Source organism: Flavisericum labens, from assembly GCF_045446075.1.
Taxonomy (GTDB): Bacteria; Bacteroidota; Bacteroidia; order Flavobacteriales; family Flavobacteriaceae; genus Flavisericum; species Flavisericum labens.
Genome location: NZ_JBJJBQ010000001.1, coordinates 650,719 through 673,542, shown reverse-complemented (window position 1 = coordinate 673,542; position 22,824 = coordinate 650,719). Strand labels below are relative to the sequence as shown.

The following is a 22,824-nucleotide window of genomic DNA, read 5'->3' as shown; positions in this document are numbered from 1 at the left end:
TATCCTATTTATATTCAAATTTTTTTTAAACCTTTAAAAACGACGCTCCAGATTTTATGTTAAGCGCTAATTCTTCTAAACTTGTGTTTTCTAACATATATTTTAATTCTTCTCTTACACTTTTAAACTTATCGTGTACAGGACAAGGGTGTGCTTCATCACATTTATGTAAACCCAAACCACATCCATTATAAATGGAATCGCCATCAATTGCTTTTACAATTTGGGCCAGTGTAACATTGGCTATTCTATTTTTATCAATTTCAAAACCACCATAAGCCCCCTTTAAGGAATTTACAATATCATGTTTCACTAAGGCTTGTAAAATTTTGGCTGTAAATGCTTGTGGAGAATCTATTTCCTTAGCAATTTCTTTAGGGCTAACACGCCTATTCTCATAAGAGTTTATAGCAATAAAAATAGATGCTTTTATACCGTATTCGCAAGCTTTTGAAAACATATAATTCTTTATTTCAATGCAAATTTATGAAGAAAATTTAAATAGGACAAATTTATCCTTATTTAAGTTTAATATTTGTTTCGTAACCAAACTTTCTGCCATTCGCGTTTTAAAATTAAAAACGAAACATCTTCCGAAAGTTTCAGCACATCCTCGCCATCCAAGGCCTTAACGGCACTTTCTGAAACATCAACAATATAAAGCAAATTGAGATATTCGATAAATTTTTCTTGAATAAGTTTATAAACCATTTCGTGAAGCAAGAGCTTTAAGCTTGAAGGTAGAATGTCTTCATGAAAATCTAAATCAATATTCGCTAAAAGAAAGTCTTTATTTAGCTGAATTATTAATTTTTGATACAAATCTAAACGATTGGCTTCTTCAATTAAATTGTCAAAAGTAGCTGGTAACTGCATTACACGGTTCGGTTCATTAAATTAGTCCCAAAACTTTTTAAAAGTTCTTTATTACCATTGGATATGTTTAAACTATCTAAAATTTTAAAAGCCCTATTCGTATAGTCCTCAATAGCTTGTTTAGTAGCCTGTGCCGAACCAGACAAAACAAAATACTGTTTAGCCGTTTCAATCTTTACCGTATTATCTTCAGGATTAGAAGCAAATAATCGTTCTAAATTAAGTTTATCCCTTTCATTTAAAAATTCTAAAGCCTTTAAATACAAATAGGTTTTTTTATTTTCGATAATATCACCACCCACCTGTTTCCCAAAGGTTTCTGGATTACCAAAAGCGTCCAAATAATCATCCTGTAATTGAAAGGCTATTCCCAAATTATTACCAAATTGATAGATTCTTTTTTGGTCTTCTTCTGAGGCCCCTGCAACAATAGCTCCCATCTTCATAGCTGCACCAACCAAAACTGCCGTCTTGTACTCAATCATTTTTAAATACTCGTCAATAGTGACATCGTTCCTAGTTTCGAAATCTATGTCATATTGCTGACCTTCACATACCTCTAAGGCTGTTTTGCTAAAGAGTTTTGCTAACGCTCTAAAAGTTTTCGGTTCATAATTTTCAAATAACTGGTAAGCCATTATCAGCATGGCATCTCCCGAAAGAATACCGGTATTTACATCCCATTTTTCGTGCACGGTTTGCTTTCCCCTGCGCAATGGGGCATCATCCATAATATCGTCATGTACCAATGAAAAGTTATGAAACACTTCAACGCTTAAAGCCGCATTTAAAGCTTCTTTATAATTGCCGTTAAAAATATCGGTGGTCATTAGTGTCAAAACCGGACGTAACCTTTTACCTCCCAGACTCAAAATATAGGTTACAGGTTCATAAAGGTTTCTAGGGTCTTTTCCTGTTACGCCATTTTCTAAATACGTAACAAAATCTTGTTGGTAATCTTTAATTGAAAGCATGAAACAAAAATAAATTAATTAACGGTACCAAAAAGCCTAAAAGTATACATAGTGTTAAAAAATCATAAAACTTTGGAAACTTTTTTGGTTTACATAGTTTCCTTAAGTACATTTGCGCATCAAATGAGAGAGCAAATTATAAATAGAGCTCAAAGTTTATTCTTAACCCTTGGGTTTAAAAGTGTTACTATGGACGACATTGCCCAAGAACTGGGTATTTCAAAAAAAACCATTTACGTACACTTTAAGAACAAAACCAAACTCGTTGAGGCTGTTACTTTTGAAGTATTTGACAACATATGCCAAGGAATTGACGGTATTTGCAATACAGCTACCGACCCTATTGAACAATTGTACGACATCAAAATGTTTGTGATGCAGTATTTAAAGGATGAAAAGGCATCACCTCAATTTCAATTAAAAAAGTATTACCCTAATATCTACAGACAATTGCATTTAAAGCAATTTGAAAAGATGCAAAAATCAGTTAAGGAGAGTTTAGAGAATGGTATTGAAATGGGGCTTTTCAGAAAAACTATAGATACCGATTTTGTTTCAAGAATTTACTTTAACGGAATGACTGGAATAAAAGATGAAACCTATTTCCCAAAGGACCAGTTTCCTATGGAATACTTACTGGAAAACTTTCTAGAATATCACCTAAGAGCCATTGTAACAGAAAAAGGCATTCAAGTACTAAACAAGCATATAACAATAAATCAATCATAAAGCATGAATCATAAATTCATTTTAATCTTTAGTTTTCTACTGGCTATAAAAGGGTTTTCGCAAGAACCACCTAAAAGCTTTTCTTTACAGGAAGCCATTAATTATGCACTGGAAAACAACCGTACAGCCAAAAACGCCGCTCGAGATATAGAGGCCGCTAAGAAACAGAAATGGGAAACCACCTCTACGGGCTTGCCTCAAATAAGTGCAACGATAGATTACCAAAACTTTTTAAAGCAACAGGTTTCACTTATCCCTGCTGAATTTTTTGGTGGTAATCCTGGCGAATTTCAAGATGTAATTTTTAGTCCGAAGCAAAACATAATGGCAACAGCCACTTTAAACCAAAAGATTTTTGACGGCTCTTATATTGTTGGCCTGCAATCGGCAAAAGTGTATTTGCAGATTTCAAAAAACGCTAAAGAAAAAACCGATTTAGAAGTTAGGAAAGCAGTAATTGAAGCCTATGGCAATGTACTAATGGCCAAAGAAAGCATCAATATCTTACAGCGAAACATGGAAACGCTGGAAAAAAACCTATTCGAAACTAATAAAATTTATGAGAACGGATTGGGCAATCAGGAGAGTGTTGAGCAGCTTCAAATCACACTGTCGGGTGTAAAGAGTAATTATAAAAATGTTAGTCGGCTAAAAGATTTGGCATACCAAATGTTAAACATCACCCTTGGTTTAGACATCAATAATCCAACAACTTTAACCGACAGTTTAGAAGCATTAACGGCTCAGAATATCAATTTAGGCTTATTAAATACCGAAGAAAGCGTTGAAAACACGATAGATTACCGAATTGCCGAAAACGACCAAAGATCAAAAGAACTGCTCTTAAAGTTTGAAAAAAGCAAGGCACTCCCCACTTTAACTTCATTTATTAACGGTGGGTATTCTGCTTTTGGAAATGAGTTTAACTTTAACAGTAAAGATCAGGAATGGTTCGGCTCTTCATTATTGGGTGTAAGTCTAAATATCCCCATATTTAGCTCTTTAGGAAGAAGTGCCGCAACGCAACGCGCCAGAATAAACCTTGAAAAGGCGCAAGACGATTTAAAAGAAACCGAACAAAAAATCCAACTACAAATTGCGTCAGCAAAGAGCGATTATCAGTTCGCCGTAGAAGATTACGAAAACAAAAAACAAAATCTAAACCTTGCCGAACGCATAGAAATCAAGAACCAAACCAAATTTTTTGAGGGGGTTGGGTCGAGTTTCGAGTTGCGACAGGCGCAAACACAATTATATTCAGCTCAACAAGAGTTTCTTCAAGCTATGCTTGATGTTATCAACAAAAAAGCAGCCTTAGAAACTGCACTTAATATTATTAATTAATCACCGATCTAAAACACTTAAAATGAAACATACATATTTTTTATTCATAATCACATTGCTACTGGCTTCCTGCGCAGGAGAGGCCAAAAAGAACTCCGTTGAGAGCGTCATAGAAAAAGGTAATTTAGAAAGTATTCGCCAAAAACGTGCTGAGTTGGTTAATGAAAAAGAAGCCTTAAACAATAAGGTGAAACAACTTGATGAAGCTATTTCGAAAATAGATACGGTAAAACATATCCCATTAATAACCACTTTCACAGCAAAACAGGAAGTATTCGAGCATGTGTTAGAAATACAAGGTAACGTTACCACAAAAAACCTTTTAGTTATTACACCAGAATACAATGGCATACTATCTCGAGTTTACGTAAAAGAAGGCCAACAGGTTAAGAAAGGACAATTACTCGCCAAAATTGATGACGGTGGCTTAAGTCAGCAATTGGCGCAATTACAAATTCAGGCAGATTTGGCGAAAACAACCTTTGAGCGCCAAAAACGTCTTTGGGATGAAAACATTGGTAGTGAAATTCAATATTTACAGGCCAAATCAAGTTACGAATCTCAAAAAAAAACAGTTAATCAATTAAAAGAGCAAATCGCCAAAACTAGAGTAAGAGCTCCTTTTTATGGAACTATAGATGACGTCATTACAGAACAAGGTAGCGTAGTCGCAGCGGGCCAAACACCGTTAATGCGCTTGGTGGACTTAAAGGATATGTATATTGAAACCAATGTACCTGAAAGTTACATTTCTGATGTTACCAAAGGCAAAAATGTTGTGGTTGAATTTCCAGTATTAGGAGAAAAGATTGAAACCCAAATCCGTCAAGCCAGTAATTTTATCAACCCAGACAACCGCACGTTTAAAGTTGAAGTAGGTATTCCTAATAACATCAAAAGCATAAAGCCAAACTTAACGGCAAAACTTAAAATTAACGATTACACAAGCAAAGAAGCTATTTTGGTTCCGCAGAGTATCATCTCAGAAAACGCCAATGGTGAACAATATATCTACACCATAAAAGATAAAAATGGAAATAATGAGGGCATAGCTAGCAGGGTTATTGTAAAAACTGGAAAAACCCAGGGAGACGTTATTGAAATTACAGATGGTGTTGACAATGGCACCGAAATCATAAAAGAAGGTGCGCGCAGCGTTAAAGATGGACAAACCGTTAAGGTAATTAACTATTAAACCAGATACTATGGCTAAACAAAAAAAACAAGTCGATAAAGAATTTGGTTTATCATCGTGGGCCATCAACAACAAAACCACCATGTACGTTCTTATTGCTGTGTTTTTCTACATTGGTGCCTCTGCTTTTTTTAGCATGCCCAGAGAAAACTTTCCAGAGGTAAACGAAACCAAAATTTATGTTAGCTCTGTATTCCCAGGAAATACGGCGGAAGACATAGAAAAACTCATTACAGACCCTCTTGAAGACAAGCTGAAAACGGTAAGTAATGTAGTTGAAATCACCTCGACATCTCAAGAGGATTACGGCATGCTGGTAGTTGAGTTTGATGAAAACATTACCGTAGAACAAGCCAAACAAAAAGTAAAAGATGAGATTGACACAGAAACTTCTGGTGAAGATTGGCCAACCTTTAATGGAGCCAAGGTAGAACCCGATGTTTTTGAACTGAGCCTTTCGGAAGAAATGCCCATCTTAAACATTAATATTTCAGGCGACTACCCTATTGAAAAACTCAAGGAATATGCCGAGCATCTTCAAGATGAGATTGAAGATTTATTGGAAATTAAAAAAGCTGATATCCGTGGTGCGCAAGAAAAAGAAGTTGAAGTAGCCGTTGATATTTACAAAATGATGGCTGCCAAGGTTACTTTCAGTGACATCATAGGAGCCATAAATAACGGAAATGTTACCATGTCTGCCGGAAACTTAAAAGCTAGTGGACAACGGCGTACTATTCGTATTTTAGGGGAAATTGAAAACCCTTCAGAATTAGAAAACTTTGTTGTTAAATCTGAAAATGGAAACCCCATTTACCTGAAAGATGTGGCAGAGGTTTCATTTAAAGAAGAAGACAAAACCACTTATGCTCGCGAATTTGGTGAGCCCGTGGTCATGCTAGATGTAAAAAAACGTGCTGGAAAAAACATGGTTGCCGCAGCGGAGCAAATCCAAGTTATTGTTAAAGACGCCGTAGAAAAGGTATTTCCTGCCGATTTAAAAGTCAGTATAACAAACGACCAATCAGAGAAAACCATTGGCCAAGTTGACGATTTAGTAAACAACATCATTTTTGGAGTTATTTTAGTGGTAACCGTTTTAATGTTCTTTTTAGGATTTAAAAACGCCATTTTCGTTGGTTTCGCCATTCCTATGTCTATGTTCATGTCACTAATGATTTTGAGCATGATTGGCTACAGCTTAAACACTATGGTGCTTTTCGGATTGATTATGGGACTGGGGATGTTGGTTGATAATGGTATTGTAGTGGTTGAAAATGTTTATCGCCTTATAGATGAAGAAGGCATGAGCCGTATTCAAGCTGCAAAAAAAGGTATTGGCGAAATAGCATTCCCCATTATTATTTCAACCTTAACAACCGTAGCAGCATTTATTCCTCTTGGACTTTGGCCAGGAATAATGGGCGAGTTTATGAAAATTTTACCCATCACATTGTCCATAGTTCTGGGGTCTTCACTATTTGTTGCCATATTTTTCAATTCGGTTTTGGTTTCACAATTTATGAACACCGAAGACAAAGACATGCCACTCAAGCAAATAATAAAAACCACGTCAATTATGACCATTATTGGCATATTGGTCTTCATTACGGGCGGAGAGTACAGAGCTCTAGGATCACTTATGGTTCTTACGGCTATCTTACTCTGGATTTACAGATTGTTTTTACGTAAGTGGGCTAATTATTTCCAAACAAAAACATTGGTAAAACTTGAAAGTTTTTATGAAAAACAATTGCGTAAAGCTCTTTCAGGAAGAAGACCTTATTTTTATAGTATTGGTGTTTTTATTTTGTTGATTATTTCATTTATAACATTTGGAATTTCATTGGCATCACAACGCACCAAAGTGGAGTTCTTTCCTGACAATAAACCCAATCAGATTATTGTTTATATTGAGTACCCACAAGGTACGGCTATTGAAAAAACCAATGCCATCACCAAAGAAATAGAAAAACGTGTTTACACAGTTCTTGATGATAGTCAATATAAAGAAGACGGCTACAACTTTATGGTTGAAAGTGCCGTTTCACAGGTTGGTGAAGGTTCAGGAAATCCTCAAACCGATGGTGGCTCGGCGGCAGAAATGCCACATAAGGCGAAAATCACGGCCTCAATGCGGGAATATAAATACCGTCAAGGGGAAGACAGTGAATTGCTGCGACAAAAAGTTCAAGAAGCCCTAGTTGGCATTTACCCTGGTGTTCTTATTTCGGTTGAAAAAGATGCCAACGGACCGCCAGCAGGCGCTCCTATAAACATTGAAATTGAAGGCGATGATTATAACGAATTAATTGCCGTTGCCGAAAACATGCGTGAATTCATCAACACCAAAAATATTGCTGGTATCGATGAGCTTAAAATTGATGTAAACAAGGACAAACCATCTATGCAAGTTTCCGTTGATAGAGAAAAAGCTGGAGAATTAGGTGTAAGCTCAGCTCAAGTTGGGCAACAATTACGTAACTCCATTTTTGGGGCCAAAGCCGGTATTTACAAAGAAGGTGGTGACGATTATGACATTTATGTACGTTTCAATAAAGACAACCGTTATAATACAAGCGCTCTATTCAATCAAAATATCACCTTTAGAACCAATACAGGGCAACTTAAAGAAATACCTGTTTCGGCAGTTTCAAACTACGAAAACACTTCTGGGTTTAGTGCTATTAAGCACAAAGACACCAAGCGTGTGGTGACGGTTTATTCTGCCTTAGCACCTGGCTATACAGATGCAGGCGCCATTGTAACTCAAATTCAAAACGAAATGAAAAGTTACGAAGGCCTCCCAGACAACATAAAAATAGATTATACTGGGCAAATTGAAGAGCAAAACAAACAAATGGCCTTTTTAATGGGTGCCTTTTTTACCGGTTTAGGGTTAATATTCTTTATTTTAATCTTTCAATTTAACTCCATATCTAAACCTACCATTATAATGCTGGCTATATTTTTAAGTTTGATTGGAGTGTTCGGTGGACTTGTAATTACAGGAAAGGCCTTTGTTATTATGATGACCATGGTAGGTATTATTTCACTTGCAGGTATTGTAGTTAATAATGGTGTAGTGCTGCTCGATTATGCTCAGCTTTTAATTGACCGAAAGAAAATTGAAAAAGATATTGATGACGATAATTATTTAAGCGATGAAGACCTCTTTGAAACCATTGTAAAAGCCGGAAAAGCGCGTTTGCGACCTGTATTATTAACGGCCATTACAACTATTCTCGGCTTAATTCCGTTAGCTATTGGTCTAAACATTAATTTCTTTACATTATTTAAAAATTTTAACCCTAATATTTATATGGGTGGAGATAATGTAGTATTCTGGGGTCCATTGGCTTGGACAGTTATTTATGGGCTATTTATTGCAACCTTCTTAACGTTAATCATAGTACCCGTATTATTTTTCTTGTCCATGAAATTAAAAATGCGGATGTTTAAAAATCGTGTAGCCAAAACTGAGAAAGCTCTTCCGCAAGAAGCGTTTAATATGGATAAAAGGTTAGAGTAAAATCTAATTTCGGTTTAAAGCAACAACTTTCAGTTGCTTTGAAGATATCCTTTTTCATAAATAAAAAAGGATTAGTTAATAGCGAGAAAAGCCCCGACAATTGTCGGGGCTTTTTGATTCAAGGTTATCCTTAATTAAGTCTAAAAAAATAAAACCCTTTAACTAAAATTAGTCAAAGGGTTTGTTCTTTTATGTGCGGGCGGAGAGACTCGAACTCTCACACCTCGCGGCACTAGATCCTAAGTCTAGCGTGTCTACCAATTCCACCACGCCCGCAAAAGGACTGCAAATATAAACAAGATTTTTAAATTGCAAACACCAAACAATAAAAACATTCTTTTTTTATACTTTTGAAAAGAAAGACACCAAAAGTATATGAAGAACATCCAATCCTATATAAAAGAGCATAAAGACCGATTTGTAAATGAACTTATCGAACTACTAAGAACCCCTTCTATAAGTGCCGATTCAGCCTATGAAAAGGACGTCCTCAAAACAGCAGAATCCATAAAAACAAGTTTAAAGCAAGCTGGCTGCGATAGGGTTGAAATATGCCCTACCGAGGGCCACCCCATTGTTTACGGTGAAAAAACAATTGACAAAAACTTACCTACCGTATTAGTTTACGGGCATTACGATGTACAACCGCCAGATCCTTTAAACCTATGGAATTCCCCGCCGTTTGAACCCGTAATAAAAAACACCGAACTACACCCCGAAGGCGCTATTTTTGCCCGAGGTGCCTGCGACGATAAAGGTCAGATGTACATGCATGTGAAGGCCATGGAATTTATGACACAAACCAACCAACTACCCTGCAACGTAAAATTTATGATTGAAGGTGAGGAAGAAGTGGGCAGTGCAAACCTGGGGGCTTTTATAAAAAATAACAAAGAAAAATTAAAAAACGACGTTATTCTAATTTCCGATACTGGAATGATAACAAAAAAGGTTCCATCAATAACAACCGGGTTGCGCGGCTTAAGTTATGTTGAAGTTGAAGTTACGGGTCCAAATCGCGATTTACATTCGGGACTCTATGGTGGTGCCGTGGCCAACCCTATTAATGTGCTAACCAAAATGATTGCCTCATTACACGATGAAAACAATCATATTACCATTCCAGAGTTTTATGATAAAGTTGAAGAACTCAGTTTGGAAGAACGTGCAGAAATGGCAAAAGCACCTTTTAGTTTAGAGCATTATAAAAAATCATTGGATATTGATGCCGTTTATGGTGAATCTGGCTATACTACAAACGAACGTAACTCCATCCGCCCAACCTTAGACGTTAACGGTATTTGGGGCGGCTACACAGGTGAAGGTGCGAAAACAGTAATAGCGAGTAAAGCCTATGCCAAAATTTCTATGCGCCTGGTTCCCAATCAAAATTGGGAAGAAATCACCCAACTTTTCACAACCCATTTTGAAAGCATCGCACCAAAAGGCGTTAAGGTTAAAGTTACTCCGCACCACGGCGGACAAGGTTACGTCACCCCAATAGATAGCGTGGGATACCAAGCGGCAAGCAAAGCCTACGAAGATACTTTTGGCAAAACGCCAATTCCACAACGTAGCGGTGGTAGCATCCCTATTGTTTCCCTTTTTGAACAAGAACTAAAAAGCAAAACCATACTTATGGGCTTTGGTCTGGACAGCGACGCCATTCACTCGCCAAACGAACATTTTGGAATTTGGAATTACTTAAAAGGTATAGAAACCATCCCTTATTTTTATAAGTATTTCACCGAACTTTCAAAATAATTTGGGCGCTCCCACAAGGGTCGGGCTATCCGTTTCAAGTCCTCACTCGTACCTCGCTGTGGGCTTTACTCTTCTATCCCTAGCGCAATACCAAACCCGAAAACCACTGCATGAAAAACCAACACAGTAGCCACCTTATTCAACTTGCATTAGCCACACTTTTTATAAGTGCTTCAGGAGCATTAGGAAAATTTATCGATATGCCAACACCCGTTGTTATCTGGTGGCGTTCCATATTGGGTGCTCTGTTTCTGTTGGGTTTTTGTTTTTACAAAAAATTTAATTTAAAAATATATTCCAAACAAGATGCGCTTTCCATATTTATAAGTTCACTGCTTATGGGCGGACACTGGATTTTCTATTTCTATTCACTCAAGCTTTCAAATGTAGCCATAGGCATGTTATCACTTTTTGTGTTTCCTATTTTCACGGCTTTTCTAGAACCCCTGTTTCTTAAAACAAAATTCGACCCCATTTACATTTTTTTAGGCTTAATGGTCTTAACAGGCATGTATATAATGGCTCCCGAATTCAGTCTTGAAAACACCTACTTCAAAGGTATTCTGTTCGGCTTATCATCAGCACTATGTTATGCCTTGCGAAACATAATTTCAAAAAAACTAACCTCTGGTTATAACGGTACCCAAATTATGTACTACCAAGCCAGTATTTTAAGTGTTCTACTTTTTCCTGTTTTGTTCTTTATGGATACTTCAAACATCGTAACCCAATACCCTTATGTAATTTTATTGGCCATCGTAGTTACCGCCATTGGACATACCATGCTTATTAACAGTCTAAAACATTTTTCGGTAAGTACAGCTAGTATAATCAATAGTGTTCAGCCTATCTTCGGGATTATTATAGCGTTTGTTTTCTTAAATGAAGTTCCAAATACGAACACCTTTATTGGAGGCGCCCTAATTTTAGCGACGGTATTAATTGAGAGTGTAAGGTCTCGACAAAGATAATCGCTCAAAATTTTTAACCTCAAATACATTAATGCAAACAAGAGTAGCCGTGTCGCGTTTTCCAAAGAAAATATTTCTCAAACAAGACTTTTTAAGAATCACCAAACACTTTCGGAATTATGATGGCAACATTTCTTGGTTTGAACAATTTATCGCTTAAAGTTTTTAAACAAAAAGTGTAACAAATCGCTGGCTTTAACGTTCTAATAGTCAATCATCAATCAAAATAAATCAATATGTTAAAGCGATTTTTTATTATCTGCTCGGGTGCAGACACCCAAATTTTAGAGCGTTGCTCTTCTGGAGAACAAAATAAATATGCCGGCATTGGCGCTACGGTTTTCTTTACGGCCGTCATGGCTTTTATTGCTTCCAGCTATGCTCTTTTTACTGTTTTCGACAACCTTTTTACATCCATATTTTTCGGCTTGATTTGGGGATTTCTTATATTTAATTTAGACCGCTATATTGTTTCAACCATAAAAAAAACAGGGAACGTTATAGATGAACTTATTCAGGCTACGCCAAGAATCATGTTGGCTATTATCATAGCTTTAGTAATATCAAAGCCTTTGGAATTAAAGATTTTTGAAAAAGAAATCAATCAAGTACTCTTGGAGCAAAAAAATGAGATGACATTGGCAAACAAAACCCAGATTGCAGAGCAGTTTGAACCTTCGATTTCTCAGCTTAAAAACGAAATTACCCAATTAAAAAATGAAATAGTGGGAAAGGAAATAGAGGTCAATCAACTTTACAATACCTATATCGCGGAAGCTGAAGGTACAGCCGGCACAAAGCTTTTAGGCAAAGGTCCTGTTTACAAAGAAAAACGAGACAAACACGACGCCTTGTTGAAAGAACTTAATCAACTTAAGACTGAAAATAAAACTAAGATCACAGCTATTGAAACTCAAATTGCACAATTAAAAACTACTTACGATAACAAAGTGTCGAATACACAACCCATAATCAATAATTTCGATGGTTTGATGGCGCGTGTTAATGCATTAGGTGAACTTCCTTGGTTGCCTTCATTATTTATATTCATGCTATTTTTGGCTATTGAAACATCTCCCATTTTCGCTAAGCTACTTTCTCCCAAAGGGGCGTACGATTTTAAATTGGAAGACCAAGAAGAGGCTGTTAAAAGCCACTTGCTTCAAAACAAAAACCAACGTGAAGCTATGTTAAAAACAGATTACGCCATTAACGACCGAATCTATGCCGATATTGAGAGGGAAGATGAATTGCAGCAATACAAACGCAAAAAAGCCAGAGAACTTATGCAACTGCAAGCCGATGCCTTTTACAATAAACAAAAAAATATTCTTTAATTATGCCGCTGTGGCATTTTGAAAATACTCATACAGCTCTTGGCAACCAAACCCAACAATAGAAAATCTTTTGTTTTTCATTAAAGCTTCGTTATGCAATTTTGCAATAGCCTCAACACCATACTTATCCATACTTTCTATTTCTTGAACACTTATTATAACACCTTTTGTTTTATCAAAAATATTATTAAATTCTTTCTGAAATAAACCAATGTTGCCCTTGTTAAGATTGCCTTTAATTTTGAAGAAATTGTTACAATTAGTAATTTTTAAATCCATAGCACATGAGTTTTTTCGGTTAAATTTTAAAACTTGAGGGAGACCAATCGTTTGATTGAGTTATAAATATATAAAAACAGAAAGGTTATTGCAGAATTTTTTAGACAAATAGATTTTAACTTAGACGAAAACTAAATACATGTTAATTTGATCGATGAGTAACCTATTTTAGTAATCAGATTTTGCAACTTTTACTTTTCTTAAAATTAATGATTACAAACACCCTAAGTAGTTACAAATGAAAAAACTGGATTTAATTCTATGTTTGGTATGCGCTTTAAATAGTTTTTTTCAAGCGTATGTTGAAAACGATGTTAGGTCAATAAAAAAAACGCAAAGCCTGGCCTAATAATAACTTGGAGAAATATATGGAAGAACATTGGAAAAGTGACTCGTTAAATTTAAAAGCAGTCATGGTTTAATTTATGTCTGGTATGATAATTTGGAACACTACCAAAAAGCACATCCAACTGAAGCGCATACTGGAAAATAATTGTCGATACTTCGGCATCCTATAAATTTCTGCTGTTTTTAAGTTTTGATTGAAAAAAGAAACGGTTAATTATATAATATGGAATATAATCACAAGGTTATTCTCATGGTCGTATTGGCTACCATAACTATTTTTGGGCTAATAACAGGTAGATATCTGTTTCTTATATTTATGTTTCCTCTGGGGTTTGGCTTTTTTAAAAAGAAAAACGAAGATTAAGTTTTCTTCACATATTTTGTAATAATAACTATGTGCTGTTTGTCAACCTTACCTTCAATATAGTTGGCATTTTCATTGTCTAAACGAATATTTCTAACAGACGTTCCTTGTTTAGCTACCAAACTAGAACCCTTAACTTTTAAGTCCTTTACCAATACTACATTATCGCCATTTTCTAAAATAACCCCATTAACATCACGGTGAATTATTTTTTCACTTTCATCTTTATCTTCACCGGTAGCTCTCGCCAAAGCCAATGTATCCTCATCAAGATACATCATGTCCAACAAATCTTTTGGCCATCCTTCATTTCGCAATCTTTGCAACATTCGCCATGCCATAATTTGCACGGCCGCATGCTCACTCCACATACTGTCATTCAAGCAACGCCAGTGATTTGGGTCCATATCAGCATCGCCATTTATCTGGTTTAAACACGTTTTACAAACCAAAACGTCATTACTTACATTTTCATTTAAGGATGGTGGAATGGTATATTGACTTAAATCTTCTGCGGAACTACAAAGTTCACAGGTATTATTGCTCCTATCTTTTAAGGTTTGTAAAACACTCATATGCGAAATTTTATGGTGCAATAATACGCCTAATTGCAGTTTTCGCAAACTGATATTGTGTTTTAATTGATATATGCCGAATAAAAAAGGGTGCCAAATGGCACCCTTTTTATTGATTATTTAAAATTTATTTTGAAAGACCGTTTATCCATTTGTACATATAATCACCATGTACTCCAGTAAAGTATTTGCTCCATGCTTTGCCACCGGCTTTTCGCTCTTCTTCATCTGGCCATGCTTCTTTCATTAGCTCTTCGTTTCTGTCATACATTTTATCTAAATCTGCCCAAGATTCTATATAAAATGCTTCTAAGTGCTCGGTTCTATCCGACCCCCAAGCATGAACATGAGGATAATAGGCTTTTATGTATTCATTTTTATTGATGACTTTTTCAATAAATTCCATTCTCATTTTCTTGAATTCTTCCTGCGAACCATCTTCTGGAAATGCGAAATGGGTTTTTCTAACATAGCACAACATATCCTTATCGGGTGTCTCTGTCATTAATTTTGCTCCCGGAATTGGCGAATAAATCTCATCAGAATGTTCATTTGAATAGTATGAAAAACGATTTTCCATAAATGCCTTGCGGGCTTCATCATCTGGCCATGCTTCTTTTGCTAACTCGGCGTTTCTTTCACTAAACTTGTCCATGTCATCCCATGAGGCAAATGTTTGCACAGAAACCAATTCGGTATTGTCTGGAGTAAATTCATGCATGTACATTGATGCTCCAAGAATGTATTCGTTCTTTTTTACCACCTTATCTATAAATTCCTTTTCGGTGGCCTTCCATTCGTCCATGCTGAAATCCTCTTTATCCATATTCCAATGCATGGTAGTCACAGCAATATAAGCAGGCATTTTTGGGGATTCTTCTTGGGCGAAATTAATTGAAGGTGTGAACAATAATAGCACAAAAGCTATTACCGACAATAATTGATTGATTGTTTTCATAATCTGTTAAATATTAAAGTTAATAAATGAGTTAACGGTTACTTTAAGATTTAAGGGCTCGATTATGCTATATAAAAATTAGAACTGAGGGAAGTACTAATATACAACAAAAAACCTATTGACAAATAGTTACTTATAGATTTTTGCCTAAATAAGTGTATCTCGAACCTTTTTGGGAAGTCCTTTTAAAACCATATCATAAGAATGGTCTATTAACTCTTTAATAAAATGTGGTGGTAATTCACCTTCGTCTAAGTATAGTGTGTTCCAGTGCTTTTTGCTCATATGATATCCCGGACGGACGCTGTTATAATTGGCACGAAGTTCTTCTGAATACTCGGGGTCTGCCTTTAAATTAATAGCCGCTTCTCCCCGCTCCCACCATTTTAAAGATGCCAATGCAAACATTTTGCCCTGCACTTTGAATACGAGCGTGTCTTGGTCAAACGGAAATTCTTCAGTGGTTCCTTTTTTACTGAGGCAATATGTTCTTATTTGCTCAATATTCAATTTAACTTTTTTTGATTTTTATCGTTTATCTTCAAAGCCGAGTAATCGAGTTTCCAGCCAATGGTCTCTACAATAGTTTCTATAAGTAAAATAGTTTCTAGAGCCTCTTGTTGGGCCACTTGAATCAATCCACTTTCGGGAATTTTTTCTTGAATATGTATTTTGGCTTCGTTATGCAGCCCTGTTAAATCGGCAGCTTCAAACTTATTAAACAGACCATCAGATTTGTCATAATAATTTAAATTGGTTTCAATGGACAGTACTTCGGGTTGTGGAAAATCCTCTAAAAAAATTTTTCTGCTCTCCGTATCAGCCTTTAGTTCTATTTTAGACAAATCGTAACCTACATGTGCTTTGGCGTTTATAACCACAAGTGCCTTCTTTTTACTTGTAATAAGTTTTAAAAAACGTTGCTTTACATCTTCATAATGGTATATTTCGGCAAAATCGCCTTCAACAGTTATAAACTTACAAACCCTTTTTATTTTGTCTAAAAGAATAGTGGATTGTGCATTTACTAACTGCTGTCTCTTGATAGACCTTAGATAGGTTACTACACCTAAACATACCAAAGCCCCAATTATAATTCCTAAAAATGTTTCCATTTAATTTATTATTTGATACAAAACAGGTTTGCTCGGGGTAGCATCGTTTTCAAACGGGGCTATTTGTAGGTTTAAAAAATACTCGCCGTCCGTCACTTTGTTTGGAACATAAATGAGCTCGGTAATTGTAGCATCTAAACGGATTTTTCCTTTGATATTCCAAAAGGCGTTGTGAGCCAAAAGTTCACCATCATCCTTTTCCTTATCCACACTCGGCAAATCTATTAATAGGTGTTTTATACCTTTTTCACGTAAATAAACAGCTGCATCCTTTAATAAATAAGTGGGATTGGTATGCGAATATTGTCTCGACATTTTAGATGTTGTATTGGGCATGGTGCGAATCACCAGTGCATCGCGTTTTTTGTTGCCCAAAGCAAAACTTATTTGCTTTTTAGAAATTACGGCATCACCATTTAAGCGTTCTGGTGCTACTGTAATGACTTCTGCTAAAAAGAAAAACTGTTTTAAATGCTTATTTACCGAATGCACTTTTTCAGTAATGTGCCCTGCACTTTCGGTATGTGTGCCGTGCCCATGCGGATTAAACGTAATATTATTAAAATTTATACAGGCCCCTTCTTTTACAGTGGCAATCCACTCACCATCATTTACGGGTTCAATTTTTGGTTCATCAACATACCAAGCTGTTACATTATCTTTTGAAGCTCTAATTGGTATGGAAATATCGAGTGGTTTGCTTAAATCTATTTGAAGTTTTCTAGAATTGTATTGTATGGTTGCTATCAAGTTAAATTAATTTTAAAAAGGCTGGATGCGATACCGTCGCTTAAAAACTTACCTTTTTTTGTGGTTAATAGTTTGTTATCTTCAATATACAATAAATCTTGGTTAATGTAAATTCGGGATTGTTTTATTAAGTATTTTTTATAATTTTCACCAAACTCCTCTTCTATTTTTTTTATTGAAACACCCCAAATAGTCCGTAAACCCGTCATTACATATTCGTTGTATTTATCGGTCACCGAAAGCGTTTCCCTTTCCATAGGCAATATGTTTTGCTCAATGCCTTTTATGTATTTTGAATTGTTTCTTACGTTCCAACTTCGATGGTTTCCATCGAATGAATGTGCCGAAGGACCAATACCCAAATAGGGCTTACCTTGCCAATAAGCCGAATTGTTTTTGCTGAAATAGTTGGGTTTGCCAAAATTGGACAATTCATAATGAATAAAACCAGATTCTTCTAACTTTTCAACCAGTATCTCAAACTGCAGTTGCGCCAAATCGTCATCAACATTTTCGATTATGCCTTTCTTGATTAACGAGTCTAAAGCTGTTTTTGGTTCCACAGTTAATGCATAGCATGAAATATGGGGCACATTAAAAGCCAATGCGGTTTCGATATTCCCCACCCATTCTTCATGGCTCAGCCCAGGTATACCATAGATTAAATCGATTGAAATATTTTCAAAATAGCTGGTCGCGCCCCTTAAACACGCCTTGGCTTCCTCAGCATTGTGTGCTCGGTTCATTAATTTTAAATCACGCTGAAAAAACGATTGGACACCAATGCTTAAGCGGTTAACTGGACTTTCAGATAGTTGGACTATTAGATTTTTAGATAAATCGTCTGGATTGGCCTCCAAGGTAATCTCAGGATTATTACAAACTTTAAAGTTTTTATAGACCGTTTCAATCAATAACCTCAATTCATTAATCGACAATAAAGATGGCGTACCGCCACCAAAATATATAGTTTCTACTGTTTGATTTTCAAATTCTTCTTTTCGTAATTCCAATTCTTTCACTAAACACTGAAGGAGTTCGTCTTTCTTCTTTAATGATGTTGAAAAATGAAAATCACAATAATAGCAAGCTTGCTTGCAAAATGGAATGTGGATGTAGATACCGGCCATTATTTTTTTACCCGATCTTCATTCTGTTTTACAAAAGCATCCCACCCCGAGTAACTTTTACCAACCTCAACCCTACCGGAATTGTAAAAATGACATACTGCCGCCGCCAAGCCATCTGTAGCATCTAAATTTTTGGGCAATGTTTTTAATCCTAAAGTGCTCTGAAGCATTTTAGCCACTTGCTCTTTACTGGCGTTACCGTTACCCGTAATGGCCATTTTTATTTTTTTTGGCAAATATTCTGTTATGGGTATTTCTCGGCTTAAACCAGCCGCCATGGCCACCCCTTGTGCCCTGCCAAGCTTGAGCATACTTTGTACATTTTTACCAAAGAAGGGAGCCTCTATAGCGATTTCATCGGGTTTGTGCGTATCAATCAATTCGATGGTACGTTCAAAAATCAGCTTCAGCTTTAAATAATGGTCACTATACTTTTTTAAATCGAGTTCATTAAGTTGCACAAACTGCATGGTTTTACCCACCACTTTTATAAGTCCGAACCCCATAATGGTAGTTCCGGGATCTATGCCTAAAATAATTCGTTCCTTCATTAATCTCCACAGTAATAGCAACCACTCAGCGAAATAGATGCGCCAATGGTAATGGTTAGTAAATCGCCGTTAAACGACCCAAAGCCCTCAGAAACTGGACTAAAACGCTTTCCAAAGCCAAAAATATACGAGCCATCAAGATACACCGATAATTTATCTGAAATACCATAATGTAGTTCTAATCCGCCCAAAGTATTTAAATATGAGGTTTTGTTGTCCCCGTAATTGCCCAAAGGCTTGATTATTGAAAAACCAGGACCAACATGCAAAAACAGCCCCATGTGTCTTGAAAAACTCATGATTGCTGAAGCATCATAGACCAATTGCGCATTAATGCGTGAATAATTAAGTTTAAATTCTGGGGTATTTTCTAGATTAGAAAACCGGTTGTAGCCAAAATCCAATTTTGCCCCCCATTTGGGTTTAAACATATACTGCAAGCCCAAATTAATACTCGGGAAATTAACCGAATTAGCCTCAAAATTGTTAACAAAACCATTAGAAGACGGGGTATTCACCCCTAAAGCAAATTGTGCTTTTATCGTATTGGTATCACCTTGAGCTAATAGCGAAACACTATAAAATAACACAAATCCTAACAGCCAATTCTTGGTATTAAAACTAAAATTTGAAATCATTTAATATTATTGATTTAATTTGCAGCAACTATGTACAGGCAACCACACAAAACTAAACAATTCTTTTTTGTGCTCATTAAATTAAGCATTGTAGTTGCTGCGTTTTATTTTATTTATGATAAATTAACGAACAACACTGCGTTAAAATTTTTCATTTTCATCGATTTTGTTTCAAAAACTGGCATTTTATCATTAAAAACTATCATTTTTTTAGCTTTTTTGAGCACATTTAACTGGTTTTTAGAAATTTTAAAATGGAAAATCTTAGTGGCTTCCCTAGAAAAAATAAATATAAAACAAGCCACCGAACATTGTTTGTGTTCTTTAACAGCATCACTATTTACACCAAACCGAATTGGTGAATATGGAGCAAAAGCTTTGTGTTTTTCTACAGGTCAACGCAAAAAGGTCATGTTAGTTAACTTAATTGGCAACTTATTACAAATGGCCGTAACGATAATTTTGGGGGCAATAGGCCTTTATTTTTTTATCAAGAATTACCAACCCAACATCGATTATACCAAATTTTTGCTGTTTTTAACCATTGCTTTAATTGTTATAGTCTTAATTGGATTTGTTACAGCTAAAAGTAATTTATCCTTTAAGGGATTCTCCGCCGGTAAATTTAAAGACCATCTTAAAAGTTTTCCGAAGCATCAATTTGGCTTAGTTTTTTTGCTTTCAGTGTTGCGGTACGCTATTTTTTCGTTTCAGTTTTACTTTTTGCTGCAACTATTTGATATCAAACTCAACTATTTTGAGGCCATGACCCTCATTTCATCTATGTACATTTTGGCATCAGTAATTCCATCAATTTTTATATTCGATGTGGTTGTAAAAGGCAGTGTGGCCGTCTATCTTTTTGCTTTCGCCGGTGTAAGCAGCCTTGTTATTTTAAGCATTGTGACCATCATGTGGATTTTCAATTTTGTGCTACCTAGCATATTGGGCAGCTATTATGTGCTGAAATTTCAACCGAAAAACGCCCTCTCATGATTGTAACAAGCTTAATCATTACCATACTGTACCTGTTTTTAATAGGAAGCTTTGTTTATGGGTTTGATAAAGTTGCTGTTTTTAATTTGGAAGACCTTCAAGCCGAAACAAAGTTTTCAGTTATTATTCCGTTTAGAAATGAGGCCGGAAATTTACCTGATTTATTGAAGTCAATAGTAACATTAAATTATCCCAAAGATAAATTTGAAATTATTTTTATTGACGATGACTCGGAAGACCACTCCGTTGAAACCATAAACAAACACCTTTCAAAATCTAAAGTCCATTTCACGATAATTGACAATGAAAGACACAGCCCTTCACCAAAAAAAGATGCTATAGCTACAGCCATTAATAAAGCAAAAAGCGAATGGATAATAACCACCGATGCCGATTGTATTTTGCCTACGTTTTGGTTAGATAGCTTTGATGAATTCATTCAAAAAAACGACACTTTATGCATTGCTGGGGCAGTTAAGTATGTTGAGGGCAACTCATTTTTAAACCGATTTCAAATATTAGATTTACTCAGTTTGCAAGGTGGCACCATGGGCGGTTTCGGCCTAAAAAAACCATTTCTATGTAATGGGGCTAATTTTGCTTATCAGAAAACATTATTCAAAGAATTAAATGGTTTTGATGGCAATACCAATATAGCCAGTGGAGACGATATTTTCATGTTGGAGAAAGCAGTTAAAACTTACCCAAAAAAAATACATTATTTAAAATGTAAGCATGCTATTATTTCTACCAGAGCACAAGCCTCTTGGAAATCATTAATTCAGCAACGCATTCGTTGGGCGGCAAAAACAAGTAATTACAGCAATGGTTTTGGAAAGTTTACAGGGCTTTTAGTCTTTATTATAAATGCCACAATAATTTTAGGTTTAGCACTTTCTATCTTCGGGGAATTTAACTTAAAAAGTTGGTTTTATATTTTAATCATTAAGGCTAATATTGATTTTTATTTAATCTACAAATCAGCTTCATTTTTCGACCAAAAAGAAGCGCTCAAAAGTTTTGTTTTTGGCTTTATACTTTACCCTTTATTTAGTGTTTACGTAGCCTCAATATCCTTTTTTTCAAGCTACGAATGGAAGGAAAGAACATTTAAAAAGTAAATTAATTAACACTAATTATTAATGGTAAATTAAATTCTGTGGTTACTTGTTGCCCACGTTTTATGGCTGGAAATATATTAGGCAACGAGTCTAAACTTTTTTGAAGAAGGGTTTTAATTTCAGGGATTTCGTATTCAGTAATAGAATCTATTTTGGCACTCATCAAAGATAAGTCACCCTCCTTGGATACTTGAATTTGGAGCATCACGGTATCATGAATGTCCCTGCTTACAACAATAACTTCTTTTTGTAAAAAATTGGTTATGTGATTGGTTAAAGTGTTGTGAAAACAAACCTTCCTTTCTACTTTTGAAATAGACGATTCGCAATCTGAAAAACTAGGGTATTCGTCCACATCATTCCAATTGAATGTTTGTAGTTCTTCATTTAAAATAGCCTCTGAAGATGTTTTTTTTACATTAAAATACTCGCATGCCGTTAGCATTAAAACACATATAAAAACCAAGCACTTTTTCATAAATAACTACTGAAACCGAAAAGTACAATTTTATATTAAAACTATCCAACTGAAGACAGTAATTCGTAACAATTGGAAAAATTTTTCGTCTTATAGGGTGTAAAACTTAAACATTTTTATGGATATTATTTTAGTAATTATCGCAGCATTAATTATGTTATTGGGTATTTTAGGCAGTTTTTTACCTGTATTGCCTGGCCCTCTTACGAGTTGGGTTGGCCTTTTGGTGGTTCATTTTACAGATGCCATTCCCACTAACAAATCGTTCTTAGTTATCACTCTTTTAATAGCCTTATTTATTTGGCTTTTAGATTATATTATTCCTGCCATGGGAACTAAACGTTTTGGTGGATCAAGGTATGGCATGATTGGCACCACCATCGGGCTAATTGTGGGTTTAATCGCCCCAATTCCTGGTGGTATAATCATTGGCCCTTTTGTTGGCGCACTTATTGGAGAGCTGATAAACAAAAGAGATTCTAAAACCGCAACTAGAGCCGCATTCGGGTCATTTATTGGTTTTTTAACCTCTACCTTTATAAAATTTGTGGTTGCTGTAGTTTACCTCGGTCTTTTTGTTGGCATTGTTTGGGATTATAGAAACACCTTGTTTCACTTATAAAACGAAGAAGCCCTGTGGGTCTCTCACCTCCACAGGGCCTTGTAAATTGCTATTATCAACAAAAAAATTGAGGGATTAACTAATTTTTTGAAGTGTTGATAATTCAAATATAATTAATACAAAACTTCTTCAACTGCGGGAAACCCGTAACAGTGTTACCGGTATTTCACAAAACCG

Annotated in this window: 23 protein-coding genes and 1 tRNA gene; 10 read left to right on the top strand and 14 right to left on the bottom strand. The window is 35.6% G+C overall.

Annotation, left to right across the window (positions count from 1 at the left end; genetic code table 11):
* Positions 1–25: 25 nt before the first annotated feature.
* The 3 genes from ACIEHO_RS02955 to ACIEHO_RS02945 form a co-directional block, all read right to left on the bottom strand.
* Positions 26–460 (bottom strand): RrF2 family transcriptional regulator, encoded by a 435-nt coding sequence (locus ACIEHO_RS02955; protein ID WP_406968469.1) that lies wholly within the window; start codon positions 458–460, stop codon positions 26–28.
* Between the two features lie 68 nt (positions 461–528).
* Positions 529–876: a hypothetical protein gene (locus tag ACIEHO_RS02950; RefSeq protein ID WP_406968467.1), complete on the bottom strand. Its 348-nt coding sequence runs from the start codon at positions 874–876 to the stop codon at positions 529–531.
* The gene (locus tag ACIEHO_RS02945; protein WP_406968465.1) at positions 876–1,850 is read right to left on the bottom strand and encodes a polyprenyl synthetase family protein; all 975 of its coding nucleotides are present in this window, start codon (positions 1,848–1,850) and stop codon (positions 876–878) included. The genes ACIEHO_RS02950 and ACIEHO_RS02945 overlap by 1 nt, the downstream gene beginning before the upstream one ends.
* Positions 1,851–1,973: 123 nt before the next feature.
* Between ACIEHO_RS02945 and ACIEHO_RS02940 the strand changes: the two genes are divergently transcribed.
* From ACIEHO_RS02940 to ACIEHO_RS02925, 4 genes are read left to right on the top strand one after another with little or no spacing between them, the layout of a single operon-like run.
* Entirely contained in the window at positions 1,974–2,579 is a 606-nt protein-coding gene (locus ACIEHO_RS02940; RefSeq protein ID WP_406968704.1) for a TetR/AcrR family transcriptional regulator, read from the top strand.
* Positions 2,580–2,582: 3 nt separating this feature from the next.
* A complete protein-coding gene (locus ACIEHO_RS02935) occupies positions 2,583–3,923 on the top strand; it encodes a TolC family protein (protein WP_406968463.1) in 1,341 nt (446 codons plus the stop codon).
* Positions 3,924–3,945: 22 nt separating this feature from the next.
* Entirely contained in the window at positions 3,946–5,118 is a 1,173-nt protein-coding gene (locus ACIEHO_RS02930) for an efflux RND transporter periplasmic adaptor subunit (RefSeq protein ID WP_406968461.1), read from the top strand.
* Positions 5,119–5,128: 10 nt separating this feature from the next.
* Entirely contained in the window at positions 5,129–8,650 is a 3,522-nt protein-coding gene (locus ACIEHO_RS02925) for an efflux RND transporter permease subunit (protein WP_406968459.1), read from the top strand.
* Positions 8,651–8,844: 194 nt separating this feature from the next.
* On the opposite strand, the gene ACIEHO_RS02920 is transcribed toward ACIEHO_RS02925, so the two are convergent.
* A tRNA-Leu gene (locus tag ACIEHO_RS02920) sits at positions 8,845–8,926 on the bottom strand.
* A 99-nt stretch (positions 8,927–9,025) separates the two neighbouring features.
* Here ACIEHO_RS02920 and ACIEHO_RS02915 point away from each other — a divergent pair.
* The 3 genes from ACIEHO_RS02915 to ACIEHO_RS02905 all read left to right on the top strand — a co-directional run bounded on the left by ACIEHO_RS02915 (position 9,026) and on the right by ACIEHO_RS02905 (position 12,722).
* Positions 9,026–10,414 (top strand): dipeptidase, encoded by a 1,389-nt coding sequence (locus tag ACIEHO_RS02915; protein WP_406968457.1) that lies wholly within the window; start codon positions 9,026–9,028, stop codon positions 10,412–10,414.
* 110 nt (positions 10,415–10,524) lie between these two features.
* Positions 10,525–11,385 carry a DMT family transporter gene (locus ACIEHO_RS02910; RefSeq protein ID WP_406968455.1) on the top strand — a complete coding sequence of 287 codons (861 nt, stop codon included), beginning with the start codon at positions 10,525–10,527 and terminating at the stop codon, positions 11,383–11,385.
* Positions 11,386–11,621: 236 nt separating this feature from the next.
* A complete protein-coding gene (locus tag ACIEHO_RS02905; RefSeq protein ID WP_406968453.1) occupies positions 11,622–12,722 on the top strand; it encodes a DUF4407 domain-containing protein in 1,101 nt (366 codons plus the stop codon).
* Here the strand turns inward: ACIEHO_RS02905 and ACIEHO_RS02900 are convergent, their stop codons facing one another.
* The 9 genes from ACIEHO_RS02900 to ACIEHO_RS02860 all read right to left on the bottom strand — a co-directional run bounded on the left by ACIEHO_RS02900 (position 12,723) and on the right by ACIEHO_RS02860 (position 19,430).
* Positions 12,723–13,001: an STAS domain-containing protein gene (locus ACIEHO_RS02900; RefSeq protein ID WP_406968451.1), complete on the bottom strand. Its 279-nt coding sequence runs from the start codon at positions 12,999–13,001 to the stop codon at positions 12,723–12,725.
* A 708-nt stretch (positions 13,002–13,709) separates the two neighbouring features.
* Positions 13,710–14,288, bottom strand: coding sequence for a PhnA domain-containing protein (locus ACIEHO_RS02895; RefSeq protein WP_406968449.1), 579 nt, complete (start codon positions 14,286–14,288; stop codon positions 13,710–13,712).
* A 127-nt stretch (positions 14,289–14,415) separates the two neighbouring features.
* Positions 14,416–15,246, bottom strand: a complete 831-nt coding sequence (locus ACIEHO_RS02890) for a hypothetical protein (protein ID WP_406968447.1) — start codon at positions 15,244–15,246, stop codon at positions 14,416–14,418.
* Between the two features lie 147 nt (positions 15,247–15,393).
* Positions 15,394–15,756 carry an MmcQ/YjbR family DNA-binding protein gene (locus ACIEHO_RS02885; protein ID WP_406968445.1) on the bottom strand — a complete coding sequence of 121 codons (363 nt, stop codon included), beginning with the start codon at positions 15,754–15,756 and terminating at the stop codon, positions 15,394–15,396.
* On the bottom strand, positions 15,753–16,361 hold the full coding sequence (locus ACIEHO_RS02880) for a DUF4230 domain-containing protein (RefSeq protein ID WP_406968443.1): 609 nt from the start codon (positions 16,359–16,361) through the stop codon (positions 15,753–15,755). The genes ACIEHO_RS02885 and ACIEHO_RS02880 overlap by 4 nt, the downstream gene beginning before the upstream one ends.
* On the bottom strand, positions 16,362–17,111 hold the full coding sequence (locus ACIEHO_RS02875; RefSeq protein ID WP_406968441.1) for a cyclase family protein: 750 nt from the start codon (positions 17,109–17,111) through the stop codon (positions 16,362–16,364).
* A complete protein-coding gene (hemW, locus tag ACIEHO_RS02870; RefSeq protein WP_406968439.1) occupies positions 17,108–18,241 on the bottom strand; it encodes a radical SAM family heme chaperone HemW in 1,134 nt (377 codons plus the stop codon). The genes ACIEHO_RS02875 and hemW overlap by 4 nt, the downstream gene beginning before the upstream one ends.
* Positions 18,241–18,792 carry a crossover junction endodeoxyribonuclease RuvC gene (ruvC, locus tag ACIEHO_RS02865; RefSeq protein WP_406968437.1) on the bottom strand — a complete coding sequence of 184 codons (552 nt, stop codon included), beginning with the start codon at positions 18,790–18,792 and terminating at the stop codon, positions 18,241–18,243. Before ruvC ends, hemW begins: the two co-directional genes overlap by 1 nt.
* A complete protein-coding gene (locus tag ACIEHO_RS02860; RefSeq protein WP_406968435.1) occupies positions 18,792–19,430 on the bottom strand; it encodes a cell envelope biogenesis protein OmpA in 639 nt (212 codons plus the stop codon). The genes ruvC and ACIEHO_RS02860 overlap by 1 nt, the downstream gene beginning before the upstream one ends.
* A 30-nt stretch (positions 19,431–19,460) precedes the next feature.
* On the opposite strand from ACIEHO_RS02860, the gene ACIEHO_RS02855 reads away from it, so the two are divergent.
* Positions 19,461–20,426 (top strand): lysylphosphatidylglycerol synthase domain-containing protein, encoded by a 966-nt coding sequence (locus ACIEHO_RS02855; protein WP_406968433.1) that lies wholly within the window; start codon positions 19,461–19,463, stop codon positions 20,424–20,426.
* Complete coding sequence (locus ACIEHO_RS02850; protein ID WP_406968431.1) at positions 20,423–21,547, top strand: glycosyltransferase family 2 protein; 1,125 nt, start codon at positions 20,423–20,425, stop codon at positions 21,545–21,547. The genes ACIEHO_RS02855 and ACIEHO_RS02850 overlap by 4 nt, the downstream gene beginning before the upstream one ends.
* Before the next feature lies 1 nt (position 21,548).
* Here the strand turns inward: ACIEHO_RS02850 and ACIEHO_RS02845 are convergent, their stop codons facing one another.
* A complete protein-coding gene (locus tag ACIEHO_RS02845; protein WP_406968429.1) occupies positions 21,549–21,992 on the bottom strand; it encodes a hypothetical protein in 444 nt (147 codons plus the stop codon).
* A gap of 151 nt (positions 21,993–22,143) precedes the next feature.
* Here ACIEHO_RS02845 and ACIEHO_RS02840 point away from each other — a divergent pair, with 151 nt between their 5' ends.
* The gene (locus tag ACIEHO_RS02840; protein ID WP_406968427.1) at positions 22,144–22,647 is read left to right on the top strand and encodes a DUF456 domain-containing protein; all 504 of its coding nucleotides are present in this window, start codon (positions 22,144–22,146) and stop codon (positions 22,645–22,647) included.
* The last annotated feature ends 177 nt before the right edge of the window (positions 22,648–22,824 follow it).

What these genes read in the sequence shown, in the direction of transcription:
- ACIEHO_RS02955 (WP_406968469.1), bottom strand. Translation starts at nt 460, where the DNA reads ATGTTTTCAAAAGCTTGCGAATACGGTATAAAAGCATCTATTTTTATT.
- ACIEHO_RS02950 (WP_406968467.1), bottom strand. Translation starts at nt 876, where the DNA reads ATGCAGTTACCAGCTACTTTTGACAATTTAATTGAAGAAGCCAATCGT.
- ACIEHO_RS02945 (WP_406968465.1), bottom strand. Translation starts at nt 1,850, where the DNA reads ATGCTTTCAATTAAAGATTACCAACAAGATTTTGTTACGTATTTAGAA.
- ACIEHO_RS02940 (WP_406968704.1), top strand. Translation starts at nt 1,974, where the DNA reads ATGAGAGAGCAAATTATAAATAGAGCTCAAAGTTTATTCTTAACCCTT.
- ACIEHO_RS02935 (WP_406968463.1), top strand. Translation starts at nt 2,583, where the DNA reads ATGAATCATAAATTCATTTTAATCTTTAGTTTTCTACTGGCTATAAAA.
- ACIEHO_RS02930 (WP_406968461.1), top strand. Translation starts at nt 3,946, where the DNA reads ATGAAACATACATATTTTTTATTCATAATCACATTGCTACTGGCTTCC.
- ACIEHO_RS02925 (WP_406968459.1), top strand. Translation starts at nt 5,129, where the DNA reads ATGGCTAAACAAAAAAAACAAGTCGATAAAGAATTTGGTTTATCATCG.
- ACIEHO_RS02915 (WP_406968457.1), top strand. Translation starts at nt 9,026, where the DNA reads ATGAAGAACATCCAATCCTATATAAAAGAGCATAAAGACCGATTTGTA.
- ACIEHO_RS02910 (WP_406968455.1), top strand. Translation starts at nt 10,525, where the DNA reads ATGAAAAACCAACACAGTAGCCACCTTATTCAACTTGCATTAGCCACA.
- ACIEHO_RS02905 (WP_406968453.1), top strand. Translation starts at nt 11,622, where the DNA reads ATGTTAAAGCGATTTTTTATTATCTGCTCGGGTGCAGACACCCAAATT.
- ACIEHO_RS02900 (WP_406968451.1), bottom strand. Translation starts at nt 13,001, where the DNA reads ATGGATTTAAAAATTACTAATTGTAACAATTTCTTCAAAATTAAAGGC.
- ACIEHO_RS02895 (WP_406968449.1), bottom strand. Translation starts at nt 14,288, where the DNA reads ATGAGTGTTTTACAAACCTTAAAAGATAGGAGCAATAATACCTGTGAA.
- ACIEHO_RS02890 (WP_406968447.1), bottom strand. Translation starts at nt 15,246, where the DNA reads ATGAAAACAATCAATCAATTATTGTCGGTAATAGCTTTTGTGCTATTA.
- ACIEHO_RS02880 (WP_406968443.1), bottom strand. Translation starts at nt 16,361, where the DNA reads ATGGAAACATTTTTAGGAATTATAATTGGGGCTTTGGTATGTTTAGGT.
- hemW (WP_406968439.1), bottom strand. Translation starts at nt 18,241, where the DNA reads ATGGCCGGTATCTACATCCACATTCCATTTTGCAAGCAAGCTTGCTAT.
- ruvC (WP_406968437.1), bottom strand. Translation starts at nt 18,792, where the DNA reads ATGAAGGAACGAATTATTTTAGGCATAGATCCCGGAACTACCATTATG.
- ACIEHO_RS02860 (WP_406968435.1), bottom strand. Translation starts at nt 19,430, where the DNA reads ATGATTTCAAATTTTAGTTTTAATACCAAGAATTGGCTGTTAGGATTT.
- ACIEHO_RS02855 (WP_406968433.1), top strand. Translation starts at nt 19,461, where the DNA reads ATGTACAGGCAACCACACAAAACTAAACAATTCTTTTTTGTGCTCATT.
- ACIEHO_RS02850 (WP_406968431.1), top strand. Translation starts at nt 20,423, where the DNA reads ATGATTGTAACAAGCTTAATCATTACCATACTGTACCTGTTTTTAATA.
- ACIEHO_RS02845 (WP_406968429.1), bottom strand. Translation starts at nt 21,992, where the DNA reads ATGCTAACGGCATGCGAGTATTTTAATGTAAAAAAAACATCTTCAGAG.
- ACIEHO_RS02840 (WP_406968427.1), top strand. Translation starts at nt 22,144, where the DNA reads ATGGATATTATTTTAGTAATTATCGCAGCATTAATTATGTTATTGGGT.